This is a genomic window from Haloferula sp. BvORR071 (genome assembly GCF_000739615.1).
GTDB lineage: Bacteria > Verrucomicrobiota > Verrucomicrobiia > Verrucomicrobiales > Akkermansiaceae > Haloferula.
The window spans coordinates 97,504-118,572 of record NZ_BATP01000030.1; the positions used below are offsets into that span (position 1 = coordinate 97,504).

Genomic DNA, 21,069 nt, shown 5'->3' on the forward strand with positions numbered 1-21,069 from the left:
CATTCATTCCCGGCATGAGAACCGTGCTGCCCCTTCTCTTCCTCACCCTCGGCGCCGCGGTCGGCGCCCCCCTGGAGATCCGCTACGACAGCCCAGCCAAGACATGGGAAAACGACGCCCAGCCAATCGGCAACGGCCGCATCGGCGCGATGATCTTCGGCGACCCCGCGAAGGAGCGAATCCAGTTCAATGACATCACCCTCTGGACCGGCGGCGAGAACCTCTCCGGTGGCTATGACATTGATGAATTCGGCTGCTACCAGAATTTCGGCGACCTCTGGATCGAGACCAAGGGCAGCAAAAGCACCACCATCCCCGCCGGCACCTGCACCAGCGGCCAAAAGCCCTACTACGATCAGGAAGGCCCCACCGCCGCCGCGGATGGCAATGCCGGCACCAAGTGGTGCATCGAGCACCACGGCAACGATGTCATCTGGCAAGTGGACCTCAGTGACCCCCAGGCCATTGCCCGCTACTCTTTCACCACCGCGGCGGACATGCCCGCACGCGATCCGCGCACCTGGCGCTTCGAAGGCTCTCCCGACGGCGCCACCTGGAAGACCCTCCAAGAACTGAAGGACGTGATCGCCGTGGCCCAGCGCGGCGCGGTGCTGCCCTTCGATTCCAAGAACACCACCGCCTTCGCCCACTACCGCCTCGTCTTCACTCCGAACAAGGAAGTGCCCCACTTTCAGGTCGCGGAGATCGCCTTGGGCGATGCTCCCGCAGGCGCGGGCGCGACCACGGAAGCCTACTCGCGCAGCCTCGACCTCACGACTGGCATCCACACCACCACTTGGAAGGAAGGCGGAGTCACCTACAAGCGCGAGGCCTTCGCCAGCAAACCCGATGATCTCATCGCGATCCGCATCAGCGCCGACCAGCCGGGCAAGCTCGCTGGCAGCGTGCGTCTCGCACCTGCACAAAAGGCAACCATCACCGGAGCCAAGAGCGCGGGCGAACATCCATGGATCGGCTTTGAGGGGACTCTCTCCAATGGCCTCCGCTTCGCGGCGCGCGCCAATGTCATTCTCGAGGCCAGCGACGGCGGATCCGTGATGTATCCGGTGGACAACAACGGCCGCATTGCCTGGGACTCCGCGGGCACGGATGCCAAGAGTGTCACCATCCTGCTCGGCGCTGCCACCGACTACTCCCTCGATCCCGCCAAGAAATTCCGCAGCGGACTCGATCCCGCCCAGCTGGTCGCCAAGGGCACCCAAGCTTCCACCAAGTACGAGGACCTCCGTAGCCGCCACACCGCCGACTTCAGCAAGCTGATCGGCCGCGTCTCCTTCAACATCGGTGAACCGAAGCCCGGCGACATCCGCGAACGCCTCAAAGCCTACAAAGCCGGCGCCCAAGACCCCGCGCTCGAGGCGCTGATGTTCCACTACGGTCGCTATCTCCTGGCTTCCTCCTCGCGCGGCCCCTTGCCCGCCAACCTCCAGGGCCTCTGGAACGACAGCAACAAGCCCGCTTGGTTCGCCGACTACCACACCAACATCAATATCCAGATGAACTACTGGCAGGCCGAGCCTGCCAACCTCGCCGAGTGCGCTACGCCCCTTCATGACTGGGTCATCGCCTCGATCCCCGGCAGCCGTGCCGCGACCCAAAAGGCCTTCGGCGCGAAGACTCCTGGCTGGACCATGCGCACCTCGGTGAATCCCTTCGGCGGCAATGGCTGGGAGTGGAATCTCCCCTCCTCCGCCTGGCTGGCGCGCCACTTCTGGGAAGCCTATGCCTTCAATGGCGACATGAAGTTCCTCAAGGAAGAAGCCTTCCCGATCTTCCGCGATGTCTCCGAGTTCTGGCTCGATCACCTGATCGAAAAGGACGGCAAGCTCGTCGTGCCGAAGGGCTGGTCCCCGGAGCACGGCCCGCGCGAGGACGGCGTCGCCCACGACCAACAGCTCGTCTGGGATCTCTTCAACTTCACCCTCGCCGCCGCCAAGGAGCTGAAGATCGACGACGCCTTCACCAAGAAGGTCGCCACCGCCAAGGACAAGCTGTTAGGCCCGCAGACCGGCTCCTGGGGCCAGATCATGGAGTGGACCACCGAGCGCCCCGATCTCGAGCAGAGCGGCCACCGCCACACCTCGCACCTCTACGCGGTCTATCCCGGCAATCAGATCAACCTCAGCAGCACCCCGGATCTCGCCAAGGCCGCTGCCATCTCCCTGGAGAAACGCGGCACCTCGGGCGACTCACGCCGTTCCTGGACTTGGGCATGGCGCAGCGCCCTCTGGGCCCGCCTTGGCAAGGGCGACAAGGCCCAGGAAATGATCCGCGGCCTGCTCAGCTACAATACGCTGGATAACCTCTTCACCACCCATCCGCCCTTCCAGATCGATGGCAATCTCGGGATCACCGCCGGCATCTGCGAGATTCTACTGCAGTCCCACGCCGGCGAAGTCGCCATCCTCCCCACCCTGCCGCCCGGCTGGCCGGATGGCTCCTACACCGGCCTCCGCGCCCGCGGCGGCTTCGAGGTGGATGCCGCATGGAAGGCCGGCAAGCTGGAGACTGCCTCGGTGAAGTCACTCCTCGGCAAGGAACTGGTCCTCCGCTTCCCCGGCAATCCGCCGAAGGTCAAGGTGACGCGCGGCGATGGGAAAACCGTGGATCTCACGGCGAAGGAAGGAGTCTTCCGTCTGCCGACGGAAAAGGAACTCGTCTACCGCTTCTCACTTTCCGGCGAGTAGAAGCACCCCTAGCGCCCGATCGGCGACGACACCCCATCGCCGTCCGTCATCACCACCGTCTTGATCAGCCCCTTCGCATCGTACTCCACCTTGTCGATCGCCAGCTTCCTCCCGCCCCGGTACGGCGGGTCCTTCCGTGCCGTCTCCCAGCGGTGATACACGATGAACCATTCCTTCGTCCGCGGATTCTCCACGAAGGAATGGTGCCCCGGCCCCTGGTGCTTCTCATCGCTCTCCAGGATGCAGCCGCGGTAAGTCCACGGCCCCGTCGGCGAAGGCGCCGTGCAATAGTGAACCGAGTAAGTGGAGTCGTTCCACTTCCCGTGGCTATAGGAGAGATAGTAGGTCTTGTCCTTCACGTGCATGAAGGCCCCTTCCGTGAATTTCTCCGGCTGCGTGATCTCCACCTCCCGCTTGAAGGACACCATGTCCTCCGCCATCTCGAATACCCGCAGCTTCGAGCCCGCACTGCCACCCGCATAGAACCACGCCTTGTTGTCCTTCGGATCGACAAACACCATCGGATCGATCGCCTCAAATCCATCCCCGCCGGTCAGCAGCGGCTTGCCGCTATCGACAAAAGGCCCCGTCGGTGAATTCCCCACCGCCACCCCGATCCGACTCGGCGTCGGCGTCTGCGGCCCCACCGAGTAATAGAAGTAAGCCTTCCGGTTCTTCACCGCGATCGCCGGTGCCCAGGCCCCGTGCCACGGCGCCTTGTCCTCCTTCACCCACGGCACCTTGTCCAGGTCCAGGACCGTCCCCTCCCGCTTCCAATTCCGCAAATCCGTCGACCGGTAAGCCGCGAAGATCGCGTCCCGCGTATGCGCCTCCGTCGGATAGATCCAGTAATCCTTCCCGAATACCACCGCATGCGGATCCGCCCCATCCATCACCGGATTCGCCGCAAGCCAAGACGGCAGCGACAGCAAAAACAGGGGGACCAGCAGGCGGCGACGCATCAAGAGTCAATACCGCCAGACCCACCCAAAGTCTCGCGCGATCTCGCCACAAACCGCGTCACCACCACCCCGAGGCTGGCCCCAAACGACTTGGAGCGCTCTCCGAGCGGTCAGGCTGGTGGCACTCCGAATCAACCCAAAGCTCCCAACCAACCACCACCGCGCCCGCGTCACCCGCCTCCCCGATCCCGAAGGGATCACAGCAGCAGTAGCCGATGGTTGAGGCGCAGCCGACACCACCGGAAACGGCCGGAAGCAAATACTCGATCCCGAAGGGATCGCAGCGATCCCCGCTTCACCACAGCGCCTCCGCCCCTCTGATTCACGCCAGCCTTCTCAGACCTTTCCCCTTCCTCCTCACATACACCGCCACCCCCACCGCAAGCACCCCAAGAGCCGCCCACAAAGGCCATCGCCGTTCCTGAGACGGATCATCTACCCTCGCCTGAGCCACCACCACACCGGCAGCCTCCTTCGGCGCCGGAGAAATACCCGGCCCGGCCGGCACTCTCGGCCCTTGCACTTGGGATACCGCCGTCTTCGTCGGCCCATCCAGATTGTATTCCCGCGGATCGCCTTCGAATCGAAAGGTCCGCTTGCCGCTTTTCACCTGCTCATACCACAGGCGCCAGGCGTCGATGTCTGAATCGTAGATCGTGGCATTACCCTTCCGCCGCGCCACGGGCGGCGCAACCAAGGGAAGATCCGCGATCGCCATGAGCGCATAGAAAGAGTTGGGAGTGAAGTTGGCATCTTGTTGGCGGGCCATTCTGTCGTCTTTGCTGCCCGGTGGCGATGGAGGGACCCGACCCGTTTCATCGGAGAGGTATTCACCTAGGATTTTCACGGATTCAGGCCCCGGCACCAACCCCAAAATCTCAAACGCATCAGCCTGAGTGTCCATCAGCTTCGCTTTCTGGATACTCCTCCTTGATGGGGTTTCAGCACTGTCAAATGCTTGCCGTGCTTCGCGGATTTTGGCGCTGAAGTAATCGCCATAACCGCCCACCGCTAGCATAGCGTTCTGAAGGACGATATGGACCTCTTTTCTTTCGGGAGACGGGTAGACATCATCCCGCGAAGTCTTTATTAGTCCCACTGCTAATCTTTCGATCGCGTCACCCTTGGGACCTTGCGTGGCAGATTCCGCCACTTCTCGCCATTCCTGAAGCGCAGCAGCCTCCCGCCCGGAAGGCTGCTGCCCCAAGCCAAGACAAGGAAAACCCAAAATGAAAATAAGCCAAAACTTCATTTATTGATCAATTGATTCAAGCCACCTCTGCCTTATCCCATTCAGCCTTCACTAAAGGTCGCCCCATTTGTCGGCCCCAACCGAAGAAACCATCAACCTCTTTCTAACGCACCAATCTCAATCAATGGGTCAATGGGGTCAGTGCAACTGCTCGAAATTCCTCTCGGGCATGACCAATCGCGATCATGGCGAAGCGGACTCGATGCGCATCATTCGCCACGTCCTCGTATTCCTCCGGACCAGCCTAATCCCGAGAAACGAACCAGATGTTAAAATGCGACGACTGATTCCATTCTGGTTATTAGATCCTGCTCCGAATGCCACGTGATTAAGGCCGTTTTCGTCGCTCCCGGTTCGCTTGCGGAGTGCATCGCTCTAAGAACGGCAACGCCGTTCCCTCATAAAGCCCAGGGTAGCGCCAAACCAATTCGAACCCGGAAGCGGGTTTCCCTCGGTCCGGATTCACGCGATATTCCTCCCAACGACCGATCCTCGCCGTCTCCTCCCACAAGACGATCCACCAAATGGATCATAATCACGTGCCATTCGTCCTGCTCCCTTTATTGTTCCTCAAGCTCATGAAAACAATCATCCCGTTTCTTTTGAGTGCTTCGATGTGGTGCATGGCCTGCGCCAGGGCCGAGGAGGCTCCTGCCCTCACTCTTGCGATTCTGAACCCGCTGGCAGGGGAGTCCGTCCCCGCTGGCGTCATTCCAGTAAGCAATATCAAGCGGATCGACGTGGAATTCACCTTGGACAGGAAAATAGAGGAGGACTTTCGTGAGTCGGGGGTATTGCCGGTAAACCCGGCTCAAGGGCAGAACCCCAATGAGTACATCACGATCAAGGTTTCCGACTTTGCCTCCGGGGCTCCGGTCCCAGTGAAAGTTTCCTACTACGGCAGTGGAGGGGAAGACGGCAAAGAGGCCGTGAAATACTCGATGGAGATCCTGCAGCCGGCGGAGGTCCGGCTTGGCAAGATCCAGGCATGGGCCACTGAAGTGCTAGCCCAGCAGGCCGCGATTCCAAGTGAGGAGCGCGATCAACGTCTGAACAAGTTGGACGAAAAAAGAGCCGAGATAGTTGCCGCAATGGACAAGCTCTACTTCGAGAATCCTTTGGGAAAATTCAAAGTGATCGCCGAGTATCATTCCAAGGCTCCTGCAGCATGGGTGGGAACCACCTCGAGTCAGGAGCTTGTTGTGGAAGTGAAGAACAAAGGGACATTCTTCGATACGCTCAAGAAGCCGTAGTTGGGAATGAAGGCCCAGCGATGGATCGCCGGATTGGCTTTGATGGTCGTCCTCAGCCTGACCTCTCGGACCGGGATCGATTGTATGGAGGGAATACAGAAGGTCTCCGGCTCCGGTTCTTCCGGCATTTCAACCCTAGCCATTCCAGCCGTCTCGGTCCCAAAAAGAACCCTTACCGCAACCCGATCAGCCATCCAAAGCAGCCCTAATCACCTGCCATTCCTCGAACCGAATCTACATTCGTGTCGATTGGTCTTCATTCGTGGTGCCTCCTGCCTTTGCCAATCGTCACGCAAATCCCGGAACAGCGACCACATCGCGACGACCCCAGCCAGCTCCCCGGCTGTTCAAATTTCGCGCCCTTTCGCGTTTTTCGCGGTGAAAATCCAGCGTCCTCAGTGAACCATCGAAGGCGCCAACACCCCTGGCGCACGCAGGTGCTCCAAACGGTCGATCCCATCCCGCACCTCGCGCAGCAGCTCACCCAGATTGCGCCGCTGGACCTCGCTCGTATCCGGATCATTCCAAAGCCGGAGCAGCACCCGCTCAAGCCGCCGGTCGCTGCGCTCGCATTCGCGCGGCAATCCCTCGCGGAATGTCGGGAAGCGGCGGCTTACCAAGCTCATCCAGATTTGCTGGAAACCAGCCTCGCGGCTGAAGCCGAAGTCCGGCCGCTCGCCCGCCTCATCGATCCACGCCGCAATCCGGTCCGCCTGGCTGTTCCGCTGGATCGCCAGATCGTTGCAGACTTGGGTCAAAATCCGGGATTCGGAAATCGAGGCGGCATGCAGATAGGCACTCACCGCATCCAAGGTGCGGGTCAGGGCGGTCTGGAGAGTTACGGAAGTCGCTTGGGCAGGCAGACGTAGCTCGTTCATATCCCTTCCTCTTCGCAAGCAGCGTGCCGCTTTTAAAAAATCTCTGCCGCGCTTGATGCTGCGAGGTCTTCGCACATCTTGAAAGAAGCTGGCGGATTTTGCGTCTCGCAAACTGCAAATTCCGCAGCTTCCACCGTGGCGCTTTGCAACGGTCAGCGCTGCGCTTCGATCGCCTCCACCGCTCGCAGCCAAGCCTCCGCCAAGGTTGGATGGTAGTGGGGAATGGCGAGGTAATCCGCCGCGCTCATTCGCAGCTCGATCGCCATCTGGAGCAGGTGCGCAGTCTCCACCACCTCCGGCCCGAGACCCGCCGCGCCGAGCAAGCGCCCGCTCTCCGGATCCGCCAGCACCTTCACGAAGCCATGGCGCGCACCGCTGATCATCCCCTTGCCATGATCGGCATAACTCTGGCGGCCAACGAGAACCGGAATTTGCTCTTCCTTCGCTTGCGTCTCCGACAAACCGATCCGCACACACTGCGGCTCGGTGAACCACGCCGACATCGCCGAATGCCGATTCCACTCCGCCCCCTCCGCGAGGTGATCCTTGCGGATCAGGCGCGCCGCATTCCGCGCCGCGACTTTCCCTTGGATCACTGCCAGATGCACTACCGGCACCGGACTGGCGCAGTCGCCCGCTGCGAAAATGTGCGGCCGTGAAGTCGTTGCCCGCTCGTCGATCAAGATCCGCCCCTCCTCCATCGCGATCCCAATCTTCTCAAGCTCAAGCCCCGCCGTCGTCGGCTTGCGTCCGGTAGCCACCAATAAGGCCTCCGCTTCCAGCGCTTCCGCCTCACCTCTGAGCCTCAAGCGGAACAACCCTTCCCCATGCGCCACTTCCTTCACCTCGGTCTTCTTCAGGAAGCGGATCCCGCGCTCGCGGCTCTCCGCCTCCATCGCGATCGCAATGTCCGGATCAGTGCCTCCACCCATGATCGACTCCCCATGGGCAATCACCGTGACCTCGCTGCCGAAGCCCTCGAACAGGTGCGCGAATTCCATCCCGATCGCACCCGCGCCCAGGATCGCGATCCGCTTCGGCACGCTCGGCAGCCGCACCACATCATCACTGGTCCAGAAGGGCGTCCCATCCAACCCCGCAATCGGCGGCACCGTCGGATGCGAGCCGGTGGCGATAACAAAAGCATCCGCCCGTTGCGGCGTGACCGTCCCATCCGCCGCTGTAAGCTCAATCTCATGCGGCGAGCTGAACCGCGCACTCCCGCGCAGCAGCTCGTAGCACCCGGATTCCATCGACGTCACCCGGTCCCGGCGGAAGTCATCCAGCAGGGACTCAAGCCGCGCCCGCAGCCTCTCCGGATCCAGCACCGGCACTTGTGCCCCTATCCCGAAGCGCGCGCCATCGCGCATGATCCGCATCCGATTGGCTGTCTCGATCAGGGTCTTCGACGGCATGCAGCCCCGCAGGATACAGAGGCCTCCCAACTCCGGGGCGGCCTCGACTAGGGCCGCACGCAGACCCAGAAGGCCCGCCTTCCGGGCCGCAGCATGGCCGGCACTGCCACCCCCGATCACCAACAGCTCATATGGCCCGGTATCCTTCATGCGATCTTGGCCTCCTCCCGCCGCGTGGCGGTATCGGCACTCTCCCAGCCCTCCTCCACCCGCGTGAAAGTGAAGGTCTTCTCCAGCTCGAAGTTCTCCCCGCCATAGACGAAGCGCTCGATCTCTATCAATCCGCCCTCCACTTGGATCATATGGAAACCCTGCGGCTCGCCCTGTAGCCGCGTCGAGCAGACCGTCGCAGCCTGCGAAACCACACAGTGCCAAGCTCCTTGGGGCCCGATCGCCGCCATGTGCGAGCAATGGAAGTGCCCGCAAAGCACCAGATCCACCCGATGACGGGCGATCAGCTCCTGCAATTCCGCCAGCGGCTGGACGACATCCCGCTTGTGGCCCTCCGGCGCGATCAGCGGATGGTGGAGCACCAGCACCCGGAAGCTCCCCGGCGCCCCCGAGAGCCGCTGATCGGCACGCCGCAGGTTCTCCGCCGAGAGATGCCCCAGCGACCAATCCAGCTTGGGGTTGAAAGCCTTGTTGCTGTTCATCCCCACCACATGCAGGCCTGGCGCGGTGTGCACCGGTTCCAGCTCCTGGCCGAAGACTTCCCGGTACCTCTTGAAGGGCGCGAACAAGCGGTGAAAGGGCTGGTTCAGCGCCGGGATGTCGTGATTCCCCGGAATCACCAGCCGCGGCCGCGGCAGTCGCTCCACGAAGTTGCGTGCCTCGATCAACTCGCGGCGGCGGGCCCGCATGGTGAGGTCACCGCTCAGGACCGTGAGATCAGGTGCCAGCTCCGCCGCCTGCGCCAGAAAGCGTGCGGCGATCGCTGGGTCGGCGGCTCCGAAGTGGGGATCGGAGAGGTGGAGGATTCGGATCATGCGGCTTCTTCCCTTTCATCGGCGATGTTTTCGGGGGTGGTGAGTACAAAAAGGTGTCCGGGCTTGATCTCCAGCTCGATCGGGAAGCCCATCCGCAGGATCTCGCCATCCAGCATCAGCATGCAGTCGCGGCGCGATCCGTCGCGCAGTTCCAGCTTGGAAGACTTGAAGTGGAGCAACTCCGGATTTTTCTCCTGGCGGCCGAAGACGTAGTCGAGCATCCCCCGGACCGCCGCACTCGCATCCTTCTGGGTGGCGATGTAGGCGCTCAGCTCACCCGAACGAAACTCGGTGCGCGCCGGAACAATGCCGGCGGCGGCCTTGTAGCGCCCCGGCACGAAGGCGGAGAACTTGGTCTTGGCGCTGCCCTCGCCGTCATCGCCGCGCCACGAAAGCTGGAGCGGTCGCGCCCGCGCAAAATACTTCGGCAGGCCCAGCACCAGCTTCAGCGTCTTCTTCCACCAGCGCCCGCCGTGGTCCCGGCGCTCGAAGGTCTTCGCGAACTCCGGATAGAATCCGAGGATCGTGGTGCACAGGCAGGCTTGGCCCGAGACGTCGAGGATATCGATCGGCAGCGGCCGGGCAGAGGCAAGAAAACGGGCCGCTTCCTCCATCTCCAGCGGCACCCCAAGATCCCGTGCCGCCAAGTTGAAAGTCCCCATCGGCAGGATCCCGAGGGCAATGGAGCTGCCGCCGAGATGGCGGGCCGCGGCGGAGACCGTCCCATCACCGCCAGCGACGACGATGGCGTCCGGCTTCTCCGCAATTGCCTGCTTCAGGGCGCGCTCGATTCCACGCGGCTCGACGAAGCGGGAACTAACCTCGTGACCCGCCTCGCGGAAGATCTCTTCCACCTGTCGGGCTACTTCCTGGGCGTCCAAGCCCCGGTCATTCCCACCGGAGCCACGATTGAAGAGGAGGATATGGCGCGCCATTGGTTCAATCATCTATCAGCCGCCGTGCCCGGATTGTATGGAGATATAAGGAATTGATGGTGAATTAACGAAGACTCCCCAGCGCAGGGTTTCCAGCATTCACAACGTGCAAGTTGCGGCCCAACCTAGGACCCGAATGCAAAATGCACCGTCATGCACAAGTTCCCGCCCGCAGGTGCAACTTGCACCAACTCCGGAGAACTCCCCACCCGCACAAATACCTACAATTCACTCACTATCAATAGAATACCTCCCCATGCCAAGTTTGGTTCAGCTCCTGCAAAAATAGGGCTGCTATGAATCCAATCCTTTTGCGTAAGTGCAACGTCTGCCGCCTTCCGGACAAGGCCGTCGTCTCTTGGCCCGCGTGGGTGGCCGCCTTGCTTCTGCTCGGCGCCTCCTTCGGCCTGAACTCCTGCGGCACCGCCCGCGGCTTCGGCGACGACGTCCAGACCGCCGCCCACGGCGTCCACAAGGCTGGCGAAAAGATCGAGGATGCGGCGACCCGCTGAGGTCACACCGCTTCCTTGAAGCAACAAGCCCGCTACGGTCCGCACGGACCGAGCGGGCTTTTGTTTTCTATCGATATCGTCTCAATCCAAGAAGCTCCGCAGCATCCAAGCCGTCAGCTCATGCTCCTTGAGCAAATCAGTGAGGAAGTCGGTGGTACCTGCATCACCCGCCTTGTCCACCGCATCCACCGCCTTGCGGACTTCGCGAGCGGCAGCCTCGTGGTCGTCACGGAGAGCCACAATCGCGTCTTCTCCGTTCAACAAGGCCCCTGGAACCTCCTTCAGGGTCGCTTGGCTGAGGAACTCCTTCATCGAGCCCGGACTGGCATATCCCAGCTGCCGGATACGCTCCGCGGTCTTATCGATAGCCTCGGCGAGGCTCCCATACTGCTTCTCGAAAAACTCATGCAGCGTATGGAAACGGTGCCCGGTTAAGTTCCAGTGAAAGTTACGGGTCTTCGTATAAAGGACATGTTGGTCGGCCAAGATCGCCGACAGGTGCTTCACGACCAAGGCCCGGACCTTGGAGTCCAAGCCGATGTGGATCGCTTCAGGAGAGGATGACTTCTCGGTAGCAGGGGCGGATGCGTTCTTTTTCATGGTTGCACCTCCTCTCTAAGCAAGCGGCAAGCCGCTGTGACGCAATGCCGATAATTCACTGATTACCAGACGCTCAGGCTCACAGGAGAAAACCGTAGCACGAATCGTCAAATGCGTTTTGCACGATGGAAGGCTTCGCTATGAAGAATCCGACATTTTTTTGACGCAAGAATGCTGGTTTTAAAAAAGGTCGGGCAATGCCAAGGATTTTCATTCCCTTTAAAACACCTTCCATATAGCAAACCGACGCTCCTCCGAGTGAACCCAATCCGGAACCCGGAAAACCCACGTTACCCGGGAACATCTCCCACCTGCCTTCCCTAACCCAGGAGCGCCTATTCGGCACCCCCAAGACCGGAGGTCTGTACCCCCGGCTGTACCTCGATCGACCCCTTGATGAAGCCCATGAATACCCAGAATCAGAATTCCGTAACCCGAGCCTCCCTCGTGGCGACGGCCTCCCACAACGCCCGCTGGTTCGCCGGCCTTCTCGCCGGCACCGCTCTGCTCGGCTCCTCCGCCCTCGCGGTGAACAACGTCTGGGACGGTGACACTGTCGCCAGCGACTGGAATACCGCCGGCAACTGGAGCCTCAACCGCGTGCCCGCCCAACCAAACGGCGCACCGAGCGGTGACACCTATGATGATGCGATCATCAACCTGATCACGCCGAACTACCCGATCATCACCACAACGCCGACGGTCGCTCCACGCGACATCCGCGTCGGCACCAACGGCGCGGTAACCGGGCGCGTGGACCACCTCGGGGGAACCCTCTCCACCGGTAACACCAACTGGTTCTTCGTGGGCACCGGCAATGCGGCCGCCAATGGCACCTACAACCTCGCCGATCCCAGCACACCGGGCGGCCCCCTGACCGGGATGGGCCTGAGCGCCGGCACCGTAAAGGTGGGCGGCACCAGCACCACCAACGGCCGCCTTTACGTGGGCGGTGATGACGCGGGCGCTGACGCCGGCACTGGGGTCTTCAACATGAACACCTCCGGTGGCCTGACCCTCGGCAACGACCTCGTCGTGGGAGCACAAGGCGGCACCGGCACCTTCAATCTGGACGCTGGCACCGTGACCGGCGGCGGCTGGCAATTCATCGGCCAAGCAGGCGGCAACGGCACGCTCAACATGAGCGGCGGCCTCATCAACCACAACGCCGGCTCCCGCACTTACATCGGCCTGGGCAACTCGTGGGGTAAGCTGGTGATGTCCGGCGGCACCTACACGAACTCGACGAACGACGGGAACTCGATGTTCGCGATCGGCGTGCTCAATACGGCCAACGCGAACACCTCCAGCGTCTCGATGACCGGCGGCACCATCAACGCCATCCGGCGCTTCTCGGTGGGCGGCATGGACGTGGGCAATACCGACAACAATGCCTCCTTCGTCGGCACCGGTAAAGGCAGCCTGACGATGAACGGCGCGAATGCCCTGGTCGCCGTGAACGGCGAGTTCTGGGTCGGCCAAGGTGCTGGCAGCACCGGCTCGGTCACCCTGCAGTCCGGCACGATCACCGTGAACAACTGGATCGCGATCGCGCGCGGCGGCAATGCCACCTTCACCCAGTCGGGCGGAACTGTGACCAAGACCGGCGGCGGCAGCGTCTCGATCGCAAACTTCAGTGCCGCCAACGCCACCGTGAACATCAGCGGTGGTCTCTTCGACGTCCAGACCGGCAACCTGCTGGTCGGTGAAGGCGGCACCGGCTCTGCCAACCTCACGCTTTCCGGCACCGGCCAGATCAAGGCTCCGCAGGTGCTGGTCGGCGCCGGTGGCACCGTGGTCGCCGATCTGAATCTCGATGGCGGCACCCTGACCACCAACATCATCAATGGCGCTGGCGGCGGCACTTCCAATGTCGACATCAACGGCACCCAGCTCATCGCCACCGGGATCCAACCGACCTTCATCACGAACTGCGACACCCTCGACCTCGAGTCGGGCGGCCTGCTGCTGAACAGCAACAGCTTCGCGATCGGCATCGCCCAGGCACTCAACGGTGCCGGCGGCGTGGTGAAGTCCGGCGGCGGCACGCTGACCCTTTCCGGGGCCAATACCTACAGCGGGCCCCGCAGCATCACCGGCGGCAAGCTCGCGATCAATACCTCGGAAACCGGCACCGGTGCCCTCACCGTGGCGGATGGCGCGGGCTTCGCGCTGACGACCACCGCGGCCAACCAGCTCCTGACCGTAGCGAATGCCACCTTCGGAACCACGGGCGCGACGACCCTCGACCTGAACCTCGGCAACTTTGCCGGGAACTCCACGGTCGCGCCGCTCAATGTCAGCGGCACCCTGACCCTGAACGGCGTCACCACCATCAACGTGACCGACGCGCTGCCCTCCACCGGCATCATGCCGCTGCTCAGCTTCAATGGCGCGATCGCCGGCAGCGGTTCCTTCGCCCTCGGCACCTTGCCGAACGGTGTCTTCGTCAGTCCGAACGTGCTGACCATCGACCCGAACTTCTACGGTCCGGGCATGGGCCTGGTCTATCTGGACGTGGACAGCGCCTCGCTGCCGCGCTGGACGGGGGCCACGAACGGCCAGTGGGACACCACCACCACCAACTGGTTCGACCAAGTGGCAAGCGCTCCTTCGACCTACGCCGATCCGGCACCGGTGCTCTTCAATGACACCGGCGTGGTCAACCCGAACGTGGTGCTGAATACGACGGTCGCGCCGAGCGCCGTAACCTTCAACAACGCGACCACTACCTATGACCTCAGCGGAAACGGCAAGATCACCGGCACTGCCAGCTTGCTCAAGCAGGGCACGGGCACGGTCCACATCGCCACCGCCAACGACTACAGCGGCGTGACCACCCTCGCGGCCGGCACCTTGAACATCGACACGATCGCCAATGGCGGCGTGGCGAGCTCGCTCGGCGCCTCCAGCGCGGCTGCGGCCAACCTGGTCTTCTCCGGTGGCACGCTTGCCTACAACGGCGCAAGCACGAGCAGCGACCGCGGCTTCACCAACAACGGCGCGGACAACACGATCAGCAGCGCGCTGACGATCACCAATGACCTGACACTGAGCGGACCGGTGAACACCGTCCTCGGCAAGTTCGCCAAGCAAGGCACCGGCACGCTGACCCTGAGCAATCCAGGCACGAACGTCCTGGCCAATGGTTCCATCGTGGCACCCGGTGCCTTCCGGGTCGAGCAAGGTGGCCTGGTTCTCAGCGGTGGCGGCACCCAGGTCAACACCGTGACCGGTGAGTTCTGGATCGGCTCCACGACCGCCTTCGGCGCAGCCGTGACGCTGAACAACACCACCCTCAACACCAATACTTGGCTCTCCGTGGGCCGCGGTAACGGCAGCACCGGGCTGGTCTCCAGCTTCACCGCCACTGGCTCCACCATCACCACCGGGAACATCTCCCTGGGCTATGCCAACGCCGTGGCCGGTCACCTGGCGACTTCCGCGGTCACGCTGAACAACTCGTCCTTCACCACCGGCACCACCTACGTCTCGGAAAGCGCCGGATCCACCGCCAACCTGACACTCAACAGCTCCTCCTTCACGGCGGGGCAGATGATCGTCGGCCGCTTGTCGGGCTCGAATGGCACGATGACGATGAACGGCGCTTCCACCGCCAGCTCGACGGAACTGACGATCGGCCAGGATGCCACCTCGCTGGGTGCGATGATCATCGACGGGACCTCGACCTTCACGACGAACAACCGCTTGCTGCTCGGCAACGTTGCGGGAGCCAACGGCTCTCTGACCATCCAGGGCAACGGCGTCTTCAACCGCACCGGCGGCTACCTCTCGATCGGCACCAACGGCGTCGGCACCGTGACGGTCAAGGGCAACGGCCAGTTCCTCAACACCTCGAGTGACTTCAACGTCAGCGACGTGGGCGTTTCCCAAGGAACGCTCAACCTGCAGGACAGCGGCCTCGCGAACAGCAGCGGCACGGTCTTCATCGGCAAGAACACCGGGACCACCGGCACGGTCAACCAGACCGGGGGCACCTTCAATGCCGCCAGTTGGATCAGCATCGGCCGCTACACCGGTGCCACCGGGGTGGTGAATATCAGCGCGGGCGCCTTCAACCAGAACGGCACGGGCCAAGCGCTCTTCGTCGCGGAAGAAGGCACGGGCACGCTCAACGTCTCCGGCACCGGCGCGGTCAACGTGAACGGCGTGGCACTCAACGTCTCCACGATCAACGGCGCGAACGCCGGCACCGGCGTGGTGAACCTGGACGGCGGCACGATCACCGCCAAGCAGGTGACTGAAGCCGGCGGCGGCGGTGGCAACGGCACCTTCAACTTCAACGGCGGCCTGCTCAAGGCCGGCACCGGTGCCAATGCCACCTTCATCTCCGGCCTGAATGCCGCGAACGTGAAGGCCAACGGTGCGAAGATCGACAGCAATGGCCAGACCATCGCGATCACCCAGGTGCTGCTCGACGGCACCGGTGGCGGCGGCCTGACCAAGTCCGGCACCGGCACCCTGCAACTGAATGCCGCGAACACCTACACTGGCACCACCACGGTATCCGCCGGCTCGCTCGGCGGCACCGGCTCGGTCGCCGGTCCGCTGGCGGTCTCCGCCGGAGCTGCGGTCGCCCCGGGTGTCACGGTGGGAACCTTCACCGCGGGTGCCACAACGATCGCAGGTAGCTATACCTGCGATGTGGACGGCGCCACGGCTGACAAGCTGGTAGTGAACGGCACGCTCGACGTGAGCGCGGGTAAGCTCGACATCAACCTGGGCAACACGCCGACGGCTCCGGCCCTGGTGATCGCGACCTACACCGGGACCACCCCGGTGCCGTTCGCAACCGTCAGCGGCCTGCCCGCCGGCTACGCGCTCAACTACGCCTACAACGACGGGCTGACCTCGACCAACATCGCGATCGTGCCTTCGGCATCGGCGTATGATTCCTGGGCCAGCAGCTTCGGTCTCGATCCGCTCACCGATGGTGCCCCGGGCTTCGACAAGGATGGTGACGGCCAGATCAACAGCGTGGAATTCGCGCTGGGCGGCTCGCCGATCAGCGGCAGCGACAATGCCAAGATCTACACCCTGACCGCCGACAGCGACGATGCGGACTCCGACAAGGAGCTGCTGCTGACCATCGCGGTGCGCAGCGGGACGCCGGTCTTCGCCGGCAACCCCTCGCCCACGGCCATCAAGGACGGCTATACCTACACCGTCCAAGGCTCCCTCGACCTGTCGGGCTTCACGGCCCCGGTTTCGGTGGTGGCTCCGGTAAGCACCGGCCTGCCCGCCGCTCCGAGCGGCTACGAATACCGGACCTTCAGCCTGAACGGCACCAACGGCCTGCCCGCTGGCACCGGCTTCATGCGCGTCACCGTCACGCCCTGAGCTGAGGCAGTCCCTTGATTGACTATTCCATGGGCCCCGGCCGCTTCGCGCGGCCGGGGCCCTTTTCTTTGGCTCCCTGCGGAACGGTTTCGGAGGCAGCAAATCAACACTTAGCGTGGCCCCCTTTGCGGCGCAGCCGCTTTTGGAGTGCGCGCGAGCATCCTTGGCTTCGAACCAGAGGACGTTGCGCTCGGTAGGGCGCGATGGCCTCAGCGCGCCGCGAGCGATGTGGGGATCACCTTCATGCATCGAACCCGGTTGCGGTCCACGTGGATCGCACGCGGCGGCCTGGGCCAGGCCGCACTACCGGGCAGGCCGGGGAGTTCCTGCACCTCAAGTTGTCGGTAAGACACAGGATGCTCACTCGCGCTCCCAAAGCGACTGCGCCGCAACGGTCAGCATCCGGGAGGTGGCACTGACGGAGCGCCTTTTCCTTTTGTGCGATCACCACCCGGGTACACGGTAGGGCATGTCGGACGAGCTGGATGAACTGGTGAGCGGCTACGCCGCGCTGCGGGGAATGTCGTTCGACGAGCGGGCCGGGGGACTGCTGCGCTTGGCCGAGCTCTTGGAAAAAGAGCAAGACTCCCTAGCCAAGCTAATGGCCCGGGAAATGGGCAAGCCGGTAACCCAAGGCAAGGCAGAGGCCGCCAAGTGCGCCACCGCCTGCCGCTATTATGCGCAGCACGCCGAGCGGATGCTGTCCCCCGTGGAGCGCGAGGGTGCCACGATGATCTACCAACCACTCGGCCCGGTCCTGGCGATCATGCCCTGGAACTTCCCCCTCTGGCAGGTCTTTCGCTTCGCCGCGCCAGCACTGATGGCTGGCAACACCATCCTCCTCAAGCATGCCTCGAACGTCTCCGGCTGCGCGCGCGAGATCGTGGCGCTGGTGGCGGAGGCCTTCAACCGGAAGGACCTGATGCAAGCGGTCTTCATCTCCGGCGAGCAGGCAACCGAATGGATCGGCGACCCGCGGGTGCGGGCGGTGACCTTCACCGGTAGCACCGAGGCCGGACGCAAGGTGGCCGCCGCGGCAGGAAAGCACCTCAAGAAGTCGGTCCTGGAGCTCGGCGGCAGCGATCCTTACCTGATCCTGAAGGACGCAGATCTGCCGGAGGCCGCGAAGATCTGCGCCGCCGCACGGATGGTGAACGCCGGCCAAAGCTGCATCGCGGCCAAGCGCTTCCTGGTGGAACATGATGTCTATGAAGAGTTCCTCCCGCTCTTGAAGGCGGAGCTCGAGAAGTTCGCGCCGGGAGATCCGCTGGATGAAAACACGCTGCTGGGCCCGATGGCGCGGGAGGACCTCAGGGATGAGATCCACCACCAAGTGGAGGACAGCATCACGGCGGGAGCGCGCCTATTGCTCGGTGGAAAGATCCCGGAGGAGCCAGAACTACGAGGCAAGCCGTACTACCCGGCGACCCTGCTGGCAGACGTGAGACCGGGAATGCGGGCCTTCGACGAGGAGACCTTCGGGCCGGTGGCGGCGGTCATGCGGGTGAAGGATGAGGCGGAGGCAATCCAATGGGCGAACCAGTCGCCCTTCGGCTTGGGGGGCGCGGTTTTCAGCCGGGACATGGCAAGAGCCCGGCGAGTGGCGGAAGCTCTGGAGACGGGCACTGTGGCGATCAACGGTCAGGTGGTATCCGATCCACGCTTTCCCTTCGGCGGGGTGAAAGACAGCGGCTGGGGCCGGGAGCTCGGCGAAGAAGGCATCCGGGAGTTTGTGAATCTAAAGACGCTGAGGTAGACGGAGAGTGAGGAAGGGGGCATCCTGCGCTAGTGGAGAAAGAGGTAGAACCAGCGACAGGAGAGCGGACTGGAAGGACCCGTTTCGCCTCGGCTTATCTCCGGCGTTCGCTGCTCTTTTGGTTGGGGCTCGTGGGGCTCATCTGCTTGTTCTGGGTCTGGGGATGGTATGCCAGCTTCCATCGTTCTTCAGTCCTGACCTACACTTCGTCCCAACAAATACTCATCTTTAACAACGGGGAAGATCGTTTCGGAATTACCCTGATGAGCTTTAAAGGTCCGATTCCAAGCTCTTCCTCGACGCCTGGTTGGAACCAAGTACGCAGCGAGCAGGGATGGACCGGGATCCCATCACTCTCCCGTTTGCTTCCCATGCCGGGCATCCAGATGGGTTCGACTTTCGATCCTTCCTATACGAGCAGAGGCATCTACCCGGCCCACTGGTTGGCCGTCCTGATCTATTCTCTGGTTTGGGTAAGCCTTCTCTTCTGGCGGCTTCGCCAACGCCGGAAGCGACTCAGCCAAACCCCGGAAACCGAGGTAATTACCTGAAAATCCTTCTTGCCAGACCAGAAAAAGGGGCCAGTGTCCGCGCCCCGCACGAAAAGCGGGTTGTTCGATCCAGGAGACGTGTACGTGTTTTGTCGTGGTTTCCAGGGTCATCCGTCCTTGAACCACAGACAATTATACCATGGAAACACCGCCATTCTCCGAACTTGGATTGCCGTCCGAATTGCTCGCCGCCGTTGAAGCCCTCGGCTTCGAGCGCCCCTCCCCGATCCAGGCAATGGCGATCCCGGTCGCTCTAACAGGACGCGACATCCTCGGCCTTTCCCACACTGGCTCCGGCAAGACCGCGGCCTTCACGCTGCCGCTGCTGGCCAAACTCGATTTCAAGAAGCGCCTGCCGCAGGCCCTGATCCTCTGCCCGACCCGCGAACTCGCGGTGCAGGTCTGCGAGGAAGTCCACCGTCTCGGTGCGAAGCTGGGACAGCTCCGCGCGATCCCCGTCTATGGCGGCGCGCCGATGGACCGCCAGCTCCGCGCGCTGCGCGACGGCGTGCAAGTCGTCGTCGGCACCCCGGGCCGGGTGATGGACCACCTGCGCCGCGGTTCCTTCGATGTCAGCCAGATCAACACCATCGTGCTCGATGAGGCGGACCGCATGCTCGACCTCGGTTTCCGCGAGGAGATGGAAGAGCTGCTGGCCGCACTGCCGCCAGAGCGCCAATCGATGTTCTTCTCCGCGACGATGAGCCGCGGGGTCTCGCACCTGATCGGCCGCTTCGGCAAGGACCCGCAGACGATCCAGATCGACCAGAAGGCCAAGACGGTTTCGACGATCGACCAGAGTTACTACGAAGTCCGCGAGCGCTCGAAGGTGGAAGTGCTCTCTCGCTTGCTGGACATCGAGCAAGCGCGTCTCGCGATCATTTTCTGCAATACCAAGCGCTCGGTGGATGAGTGCACCGAGTCCTTGCTGGCCCGCGGCTACACCGTGGACCGCCTGCACGGTGACATCACCCAGCAGATGCGCGAGCGGGTGCTGAAGCGCTTCCGCGATGGCACGATCGAACTGCTGGTGGCGACCGACGTGGCCGCACGCGGCCTCGACGTCGAGAACATCGACGTGGTCTTCAACTACGACTTGCCGCAGGATCCGGAGGACTACGTCCACCGCATCGGCCGCACCGGTCGTGCCGGACGCAGCGGTCGCGCGACGAGCTTCGTCTTCGGCCGCGAGATCCATCGCCTGGAGATGATCGAGCGCTACACCCGCCAAGTCATCCGCCGCGAGAAGGTGCCTTCTCAAGAGCAGGTCGAAGGCCGCTTGGCCGACATCGCCTTCGAGGAAGTGAAGGAGCGCCTGGAGAAGGGCGAATTCGAATCGCACGAGAGCCAGGCGGACCGCTTGCTGGAGCAAGGCTTCACGCCAACTGACATCGCCAGCGTGCTCTTCACGCTGCTGCGCGAATCCCGCGGCCGCGAGTTCGGCGAGATCGCCGAAGACCGCGAGCCAGTCCGCTCCTCCGCCTCAGGCCCGCGCAATCGTCGCGAGTTCAGCGAGCGCGGCAATGACCGTGGCGGCGATCGCGGCCCACAGCGGGAGTTCCGTGAGCGTGAGCCACGCCGTGAAGGCCCGCATGACAATGCCGAGATGGTGCCGCTCTTCTTCTCGCTGGGGAAATTCCACGGCGTGAAGGTCGGCGAGATCATCGGCATGCTCTACGGCGAAGCTGGCCTGCCCGACGGTGCCGTCGGCCACGTGAAGCTCTTCGCGAAGCACAGCTGCATCGACGTCCGCAAGGACTGCGCCGACCGCCTCATCCAGATTTCCAAGGGCGCGAATCTGCGCGGCCGGAACTTCATCTTGGATTACGACCGCGGCCCGAAGGACAAGTCCTGAGGTATTCAAAAAGGCAGCGAACGCTGCTCCACGCCCGCTTGGGCA

General features: G+C 62.9%; 13 protein-coding genes. 6 read left to right on the forward strand and 7 right to left on the reverse strand.

The window, feature by feature from the left end:
- The first annotated feature begins 14 nt into the window (after positions 1–14).
- A complete protein-coding gene (locus tag BV071_RS16770; RefSeq protein ID WP_052573463.1) occupies positions 15–2,708 on the forward strand; it encodes a glycoside hydrolase N-terminal domain-containing protein in 2,694 nt (897 codons plus the stop codon).
- A gap of 8 nt (positions 2,709–2,716) precedes the next feature.
- On the opposite strand, the gene BV071_RS16775 is transcribed toward BV071_RS16770, so the two are convergent.
- Together BV071_RS16775 and BV071_RS16780 are read right to left on the reverse strand one after the other, a co-directional pair.
- On the reverse strand, positions 2,717–3,670 hold the full coding sequence (locus BV071_RS16775; RefSeq protein ID WP_052573464.1) for a family 43 glycosylhydrolase: 954 nt from the start codon (positions 3,668–3,670) through the stop codon (positions 2,717–2,719).
- 322 nt (positions 3,671–3,992) lie between these two features.
- Positions 3,993–4,922, reverse strand: a complete 930-nt coding sequence (locus tag BV071_RS16780; protein WP_035609529.1) for a hypothetical protein — start codon at positions 4,920–4,922, stop codon at positions 3,993–3,995.
- A 578-nt stretch (positions 4,923–5,500) separates the two neighbouring features.
- On the opposite strand from BV071_RS16780, the gene BV071_RS16785 reads away from it, so the two are divergent.
- Positions 5,501–6,175, forward strand: a complete 675-nt coding sequence (locus BV071_RS16785) for a hypothetical protein (protein ID WP_265594530.1) — start codon at positions 5,501–5,503, stop codon at positions 6,173–6,175.
- A gap of 395 nt (positions 6,176–6,570) precedes the next feature.
- On the opposite strand, the gene BV071_RS16790 is transcribed toward BV071_RS16785, so the two are convergent.
- The 4 genes from BV071_RS16790 to BV071_RS16810 all read right to left on the reverse strand — a co-directional run bounded on the left by BV071_RS16790 (position 6,571) and on the right by BV071_RS16810 (position 10,389).
- Positions 6,571–7,053, reverse strand: coding sequence for a hypothetical protein (locus tag BV071_RS16790; protein WP_035609533.1), 483 nt, complete (start codon positions 7,051–7,053; stop codon positions 6,571–6,573).
- 152 nt (positions 7,054–7,205) lie between these two features.
- Positions 7,206–8,618, reverse strand: a complete 1,413-nt coding sequence (locus BV071_RS33145; RefSeq protein ID WP_052573465.1) for an NAD(P)/FAD-dependent oxidoreductase — start codon at positions 8,616–8,618, stop codon at positions 7,206–7,208.
- Positions 8,615–9,454, reverse strand: coding sequence for a metallophosphoesterase (locus BV071_RS16805; protein WP_052573466.1), 840 nt, complete (start codon positions 9,452–9,454; stop codon positions 8,615–8,617). Before BV071_RS16805 ends, BV071_RS33145 begins: the two co-directional genes overlap by 4 nt.
- Positions 9,451–10,389, reverse strand: a complete 939-nt coding sequence (locus BV071_RS16810) for a diacylglycerol kinase family protein (RefSeq protein ID WP_035609542.1) — start codon at positions 10,387–10,389, stop codon at positions 9,451–9,453. The genes BV071_RS16805 and BV071_RS16810 overlap by 4 nt, the downstream gene beginning before the upstream one ends.
- Before the next feature lie 296 nt (positions 10,390–10,685).
- On the opposite strand from BV071_RS16810, the gene BV071_RS16815 reads away from it, so the two are divergent.
- Positions 10,686–10,901, forward strand: a complete 216-nt coding sequence (locus BV071_RS16815) for a hypothetical protein (protein WP_035609544.1) — start codon at positions 10,686–10,688, stop codon at positions 10,899–10,901.
- An 81-nt stretch (positions 10,902–10,982) separates the two neighbouring features.
- Here the strand turns inward: BV071_RS16815 and BV071_RS16820 are convergent, their stop codons facing one another.
- Positions 10,983–11,501 carry a DNA starvation/stationary phase protection protein gene (locus BV071_RS16820; RefSeq protein WP_035609546.1) on the reverse strand — a complete coding sequence of 173 codons (519 nt, stop codon included), beginning with the start codon at positions 11,499–11,501 and terminating at the stop codon, positions 10,983–10,985.
- A gap of 405 nt (positions 11,502–11,906) precedes the next feature.
- On the opposite strand from BV071_RS16820, the gene BV071_RS16825 reads away from it, so the two are divergent.
- The 3 genes from BV071_RS16825 (at position 11,907) to BV071_RS16840 (ending at position 21,024) form a co-directional block, all read left to right on the forward strand.
- On the forward strand, positions 11,907–16,862 hold the full coding sequence (locus tag BV071_RS16825) for an autotransporter-associated beta strand repeat-containing protein (RefSeq protein ID WP_035609549.1): 4,956 nt from the start codon (positions 11,907–11,909) through the stop codon (positions 16,860–16,862).
- Between the two features lie 469 nt (positions 16,863–17,331).
- Positions 17,332–18,618 carry an NAD-dependent succinate-semialdehyde dehydrogenase gene (locus BV071_RS16830; RefSeq protein ID WP_265594531.1) on the forward strand — a complete coding sequence of 429 codons (1,287 nt, stop codon included), beginning with the start codon at positions 17,332–17,334 and terminating at the stop codon, positions 18,616–18,618.
- 690 nt (positions 18,619–19,308) lie between these two features.
- Positions 19,309–21,024, forward strand: coding sequence for a DEAD/DEAH box helicase (locus tag BV071_RS16840; protein ID WP_035609556.1), 1,716 nt, complete (start codon positions 19,309–19,311; stop codon positions 21,022–21,024).
- Positions 21,025–21,069: the final 45 nt, after the last annotated feature.

Coding starts and splice junctions, on each gene's coding strand:
- BV071_RS16770 (WP_052573463.1), top strand. CDS start 15: ATGAGAACCGTGCTGCCCCTTCTCTTCCTCACCCTCGGCGCCGCGGTC.
- BV071_RS16775 (WP_052573464.1), bottom strand. CDS start 3,670: ATGCGTCGCCGCCTGCTGGTCCCCCTGTTTTTGCTGTCGCTGCCGTCT.
- BV071_RS16780 (WP_035609529.1), bottom strand. CDS start 4,922: ATGAAGTTTTGGCTTATTTTCATTTTGGGTTTTCCTTGTCTTGGCTTG.
- BV071_RS16785 (WP_265594530.1), top strand. CDS start 5,501: ATGAAAACAATCATCCCGTTTCTTTTGAGTGCTTCGATGTGGTGCATG.
- BV071_RS16790 (WP_035609533.1), bottom strand. CDS start 7,053: ATGAACGAGCTACGTCTGCCTGCCCAAGCGACTTCCGTAACTCTCCAG.
- BV071_RS33145 (WP_052573465.1), bottom strand. CDS start 8,618: ATGAAGGATACCGGGCCATATGAGCTGTTGGTGATCGGGGGTGGCAGT.
- BV071_RS16805 (WP_052573466.1), bottom strand. CDS start 9,454: ATGATCCGAATCCTCCACCTCTCCGATCCCCACTTCGGAGCCGCCGAC.
- BV071_RS16810 (WP_035609542.1), bottom strand. CDS start 10,389: ATGGCGCGCCATATCCTCCTCTTCAATCGTGGCTCCGGTGGGAATGAC.
- BV071_RS16815 (WP_035609544.1), top strand. CDS start 10,686: ATGAATCCAATCCTTTTGCGTAAGTGCAACGTCTGCCGCCTTCCGGAC.
- BV071_RS16820 (WP_035609546.1), bottom strand. CDS start 11,501: ATGAAAAAGAACGCATCCGCCCCTGCTACCGAGAAGTCATCCTCTCCT.
- BV071_RS16825 (WP_035609549.1), top strand. CDS start 11,907: ATGAATACCCAGAATCAGAATTCCGTAACCCGAGCCTCCCTCGTGGCG.
- BV071_RS16830 (WP_265594531.1), top strand. CDS start 17,332: ATGTCGGACGAGCTGGATGAACTGGTGAGCGGCTACGCCGCGCTGCGG.
- BV071_RS16840 (WP_035609556.1), top strand. CDS start 19,309: ATGGAAACACCGCCATTCTCCGAACTTGGATTGCCGTCCGAATTGCTC.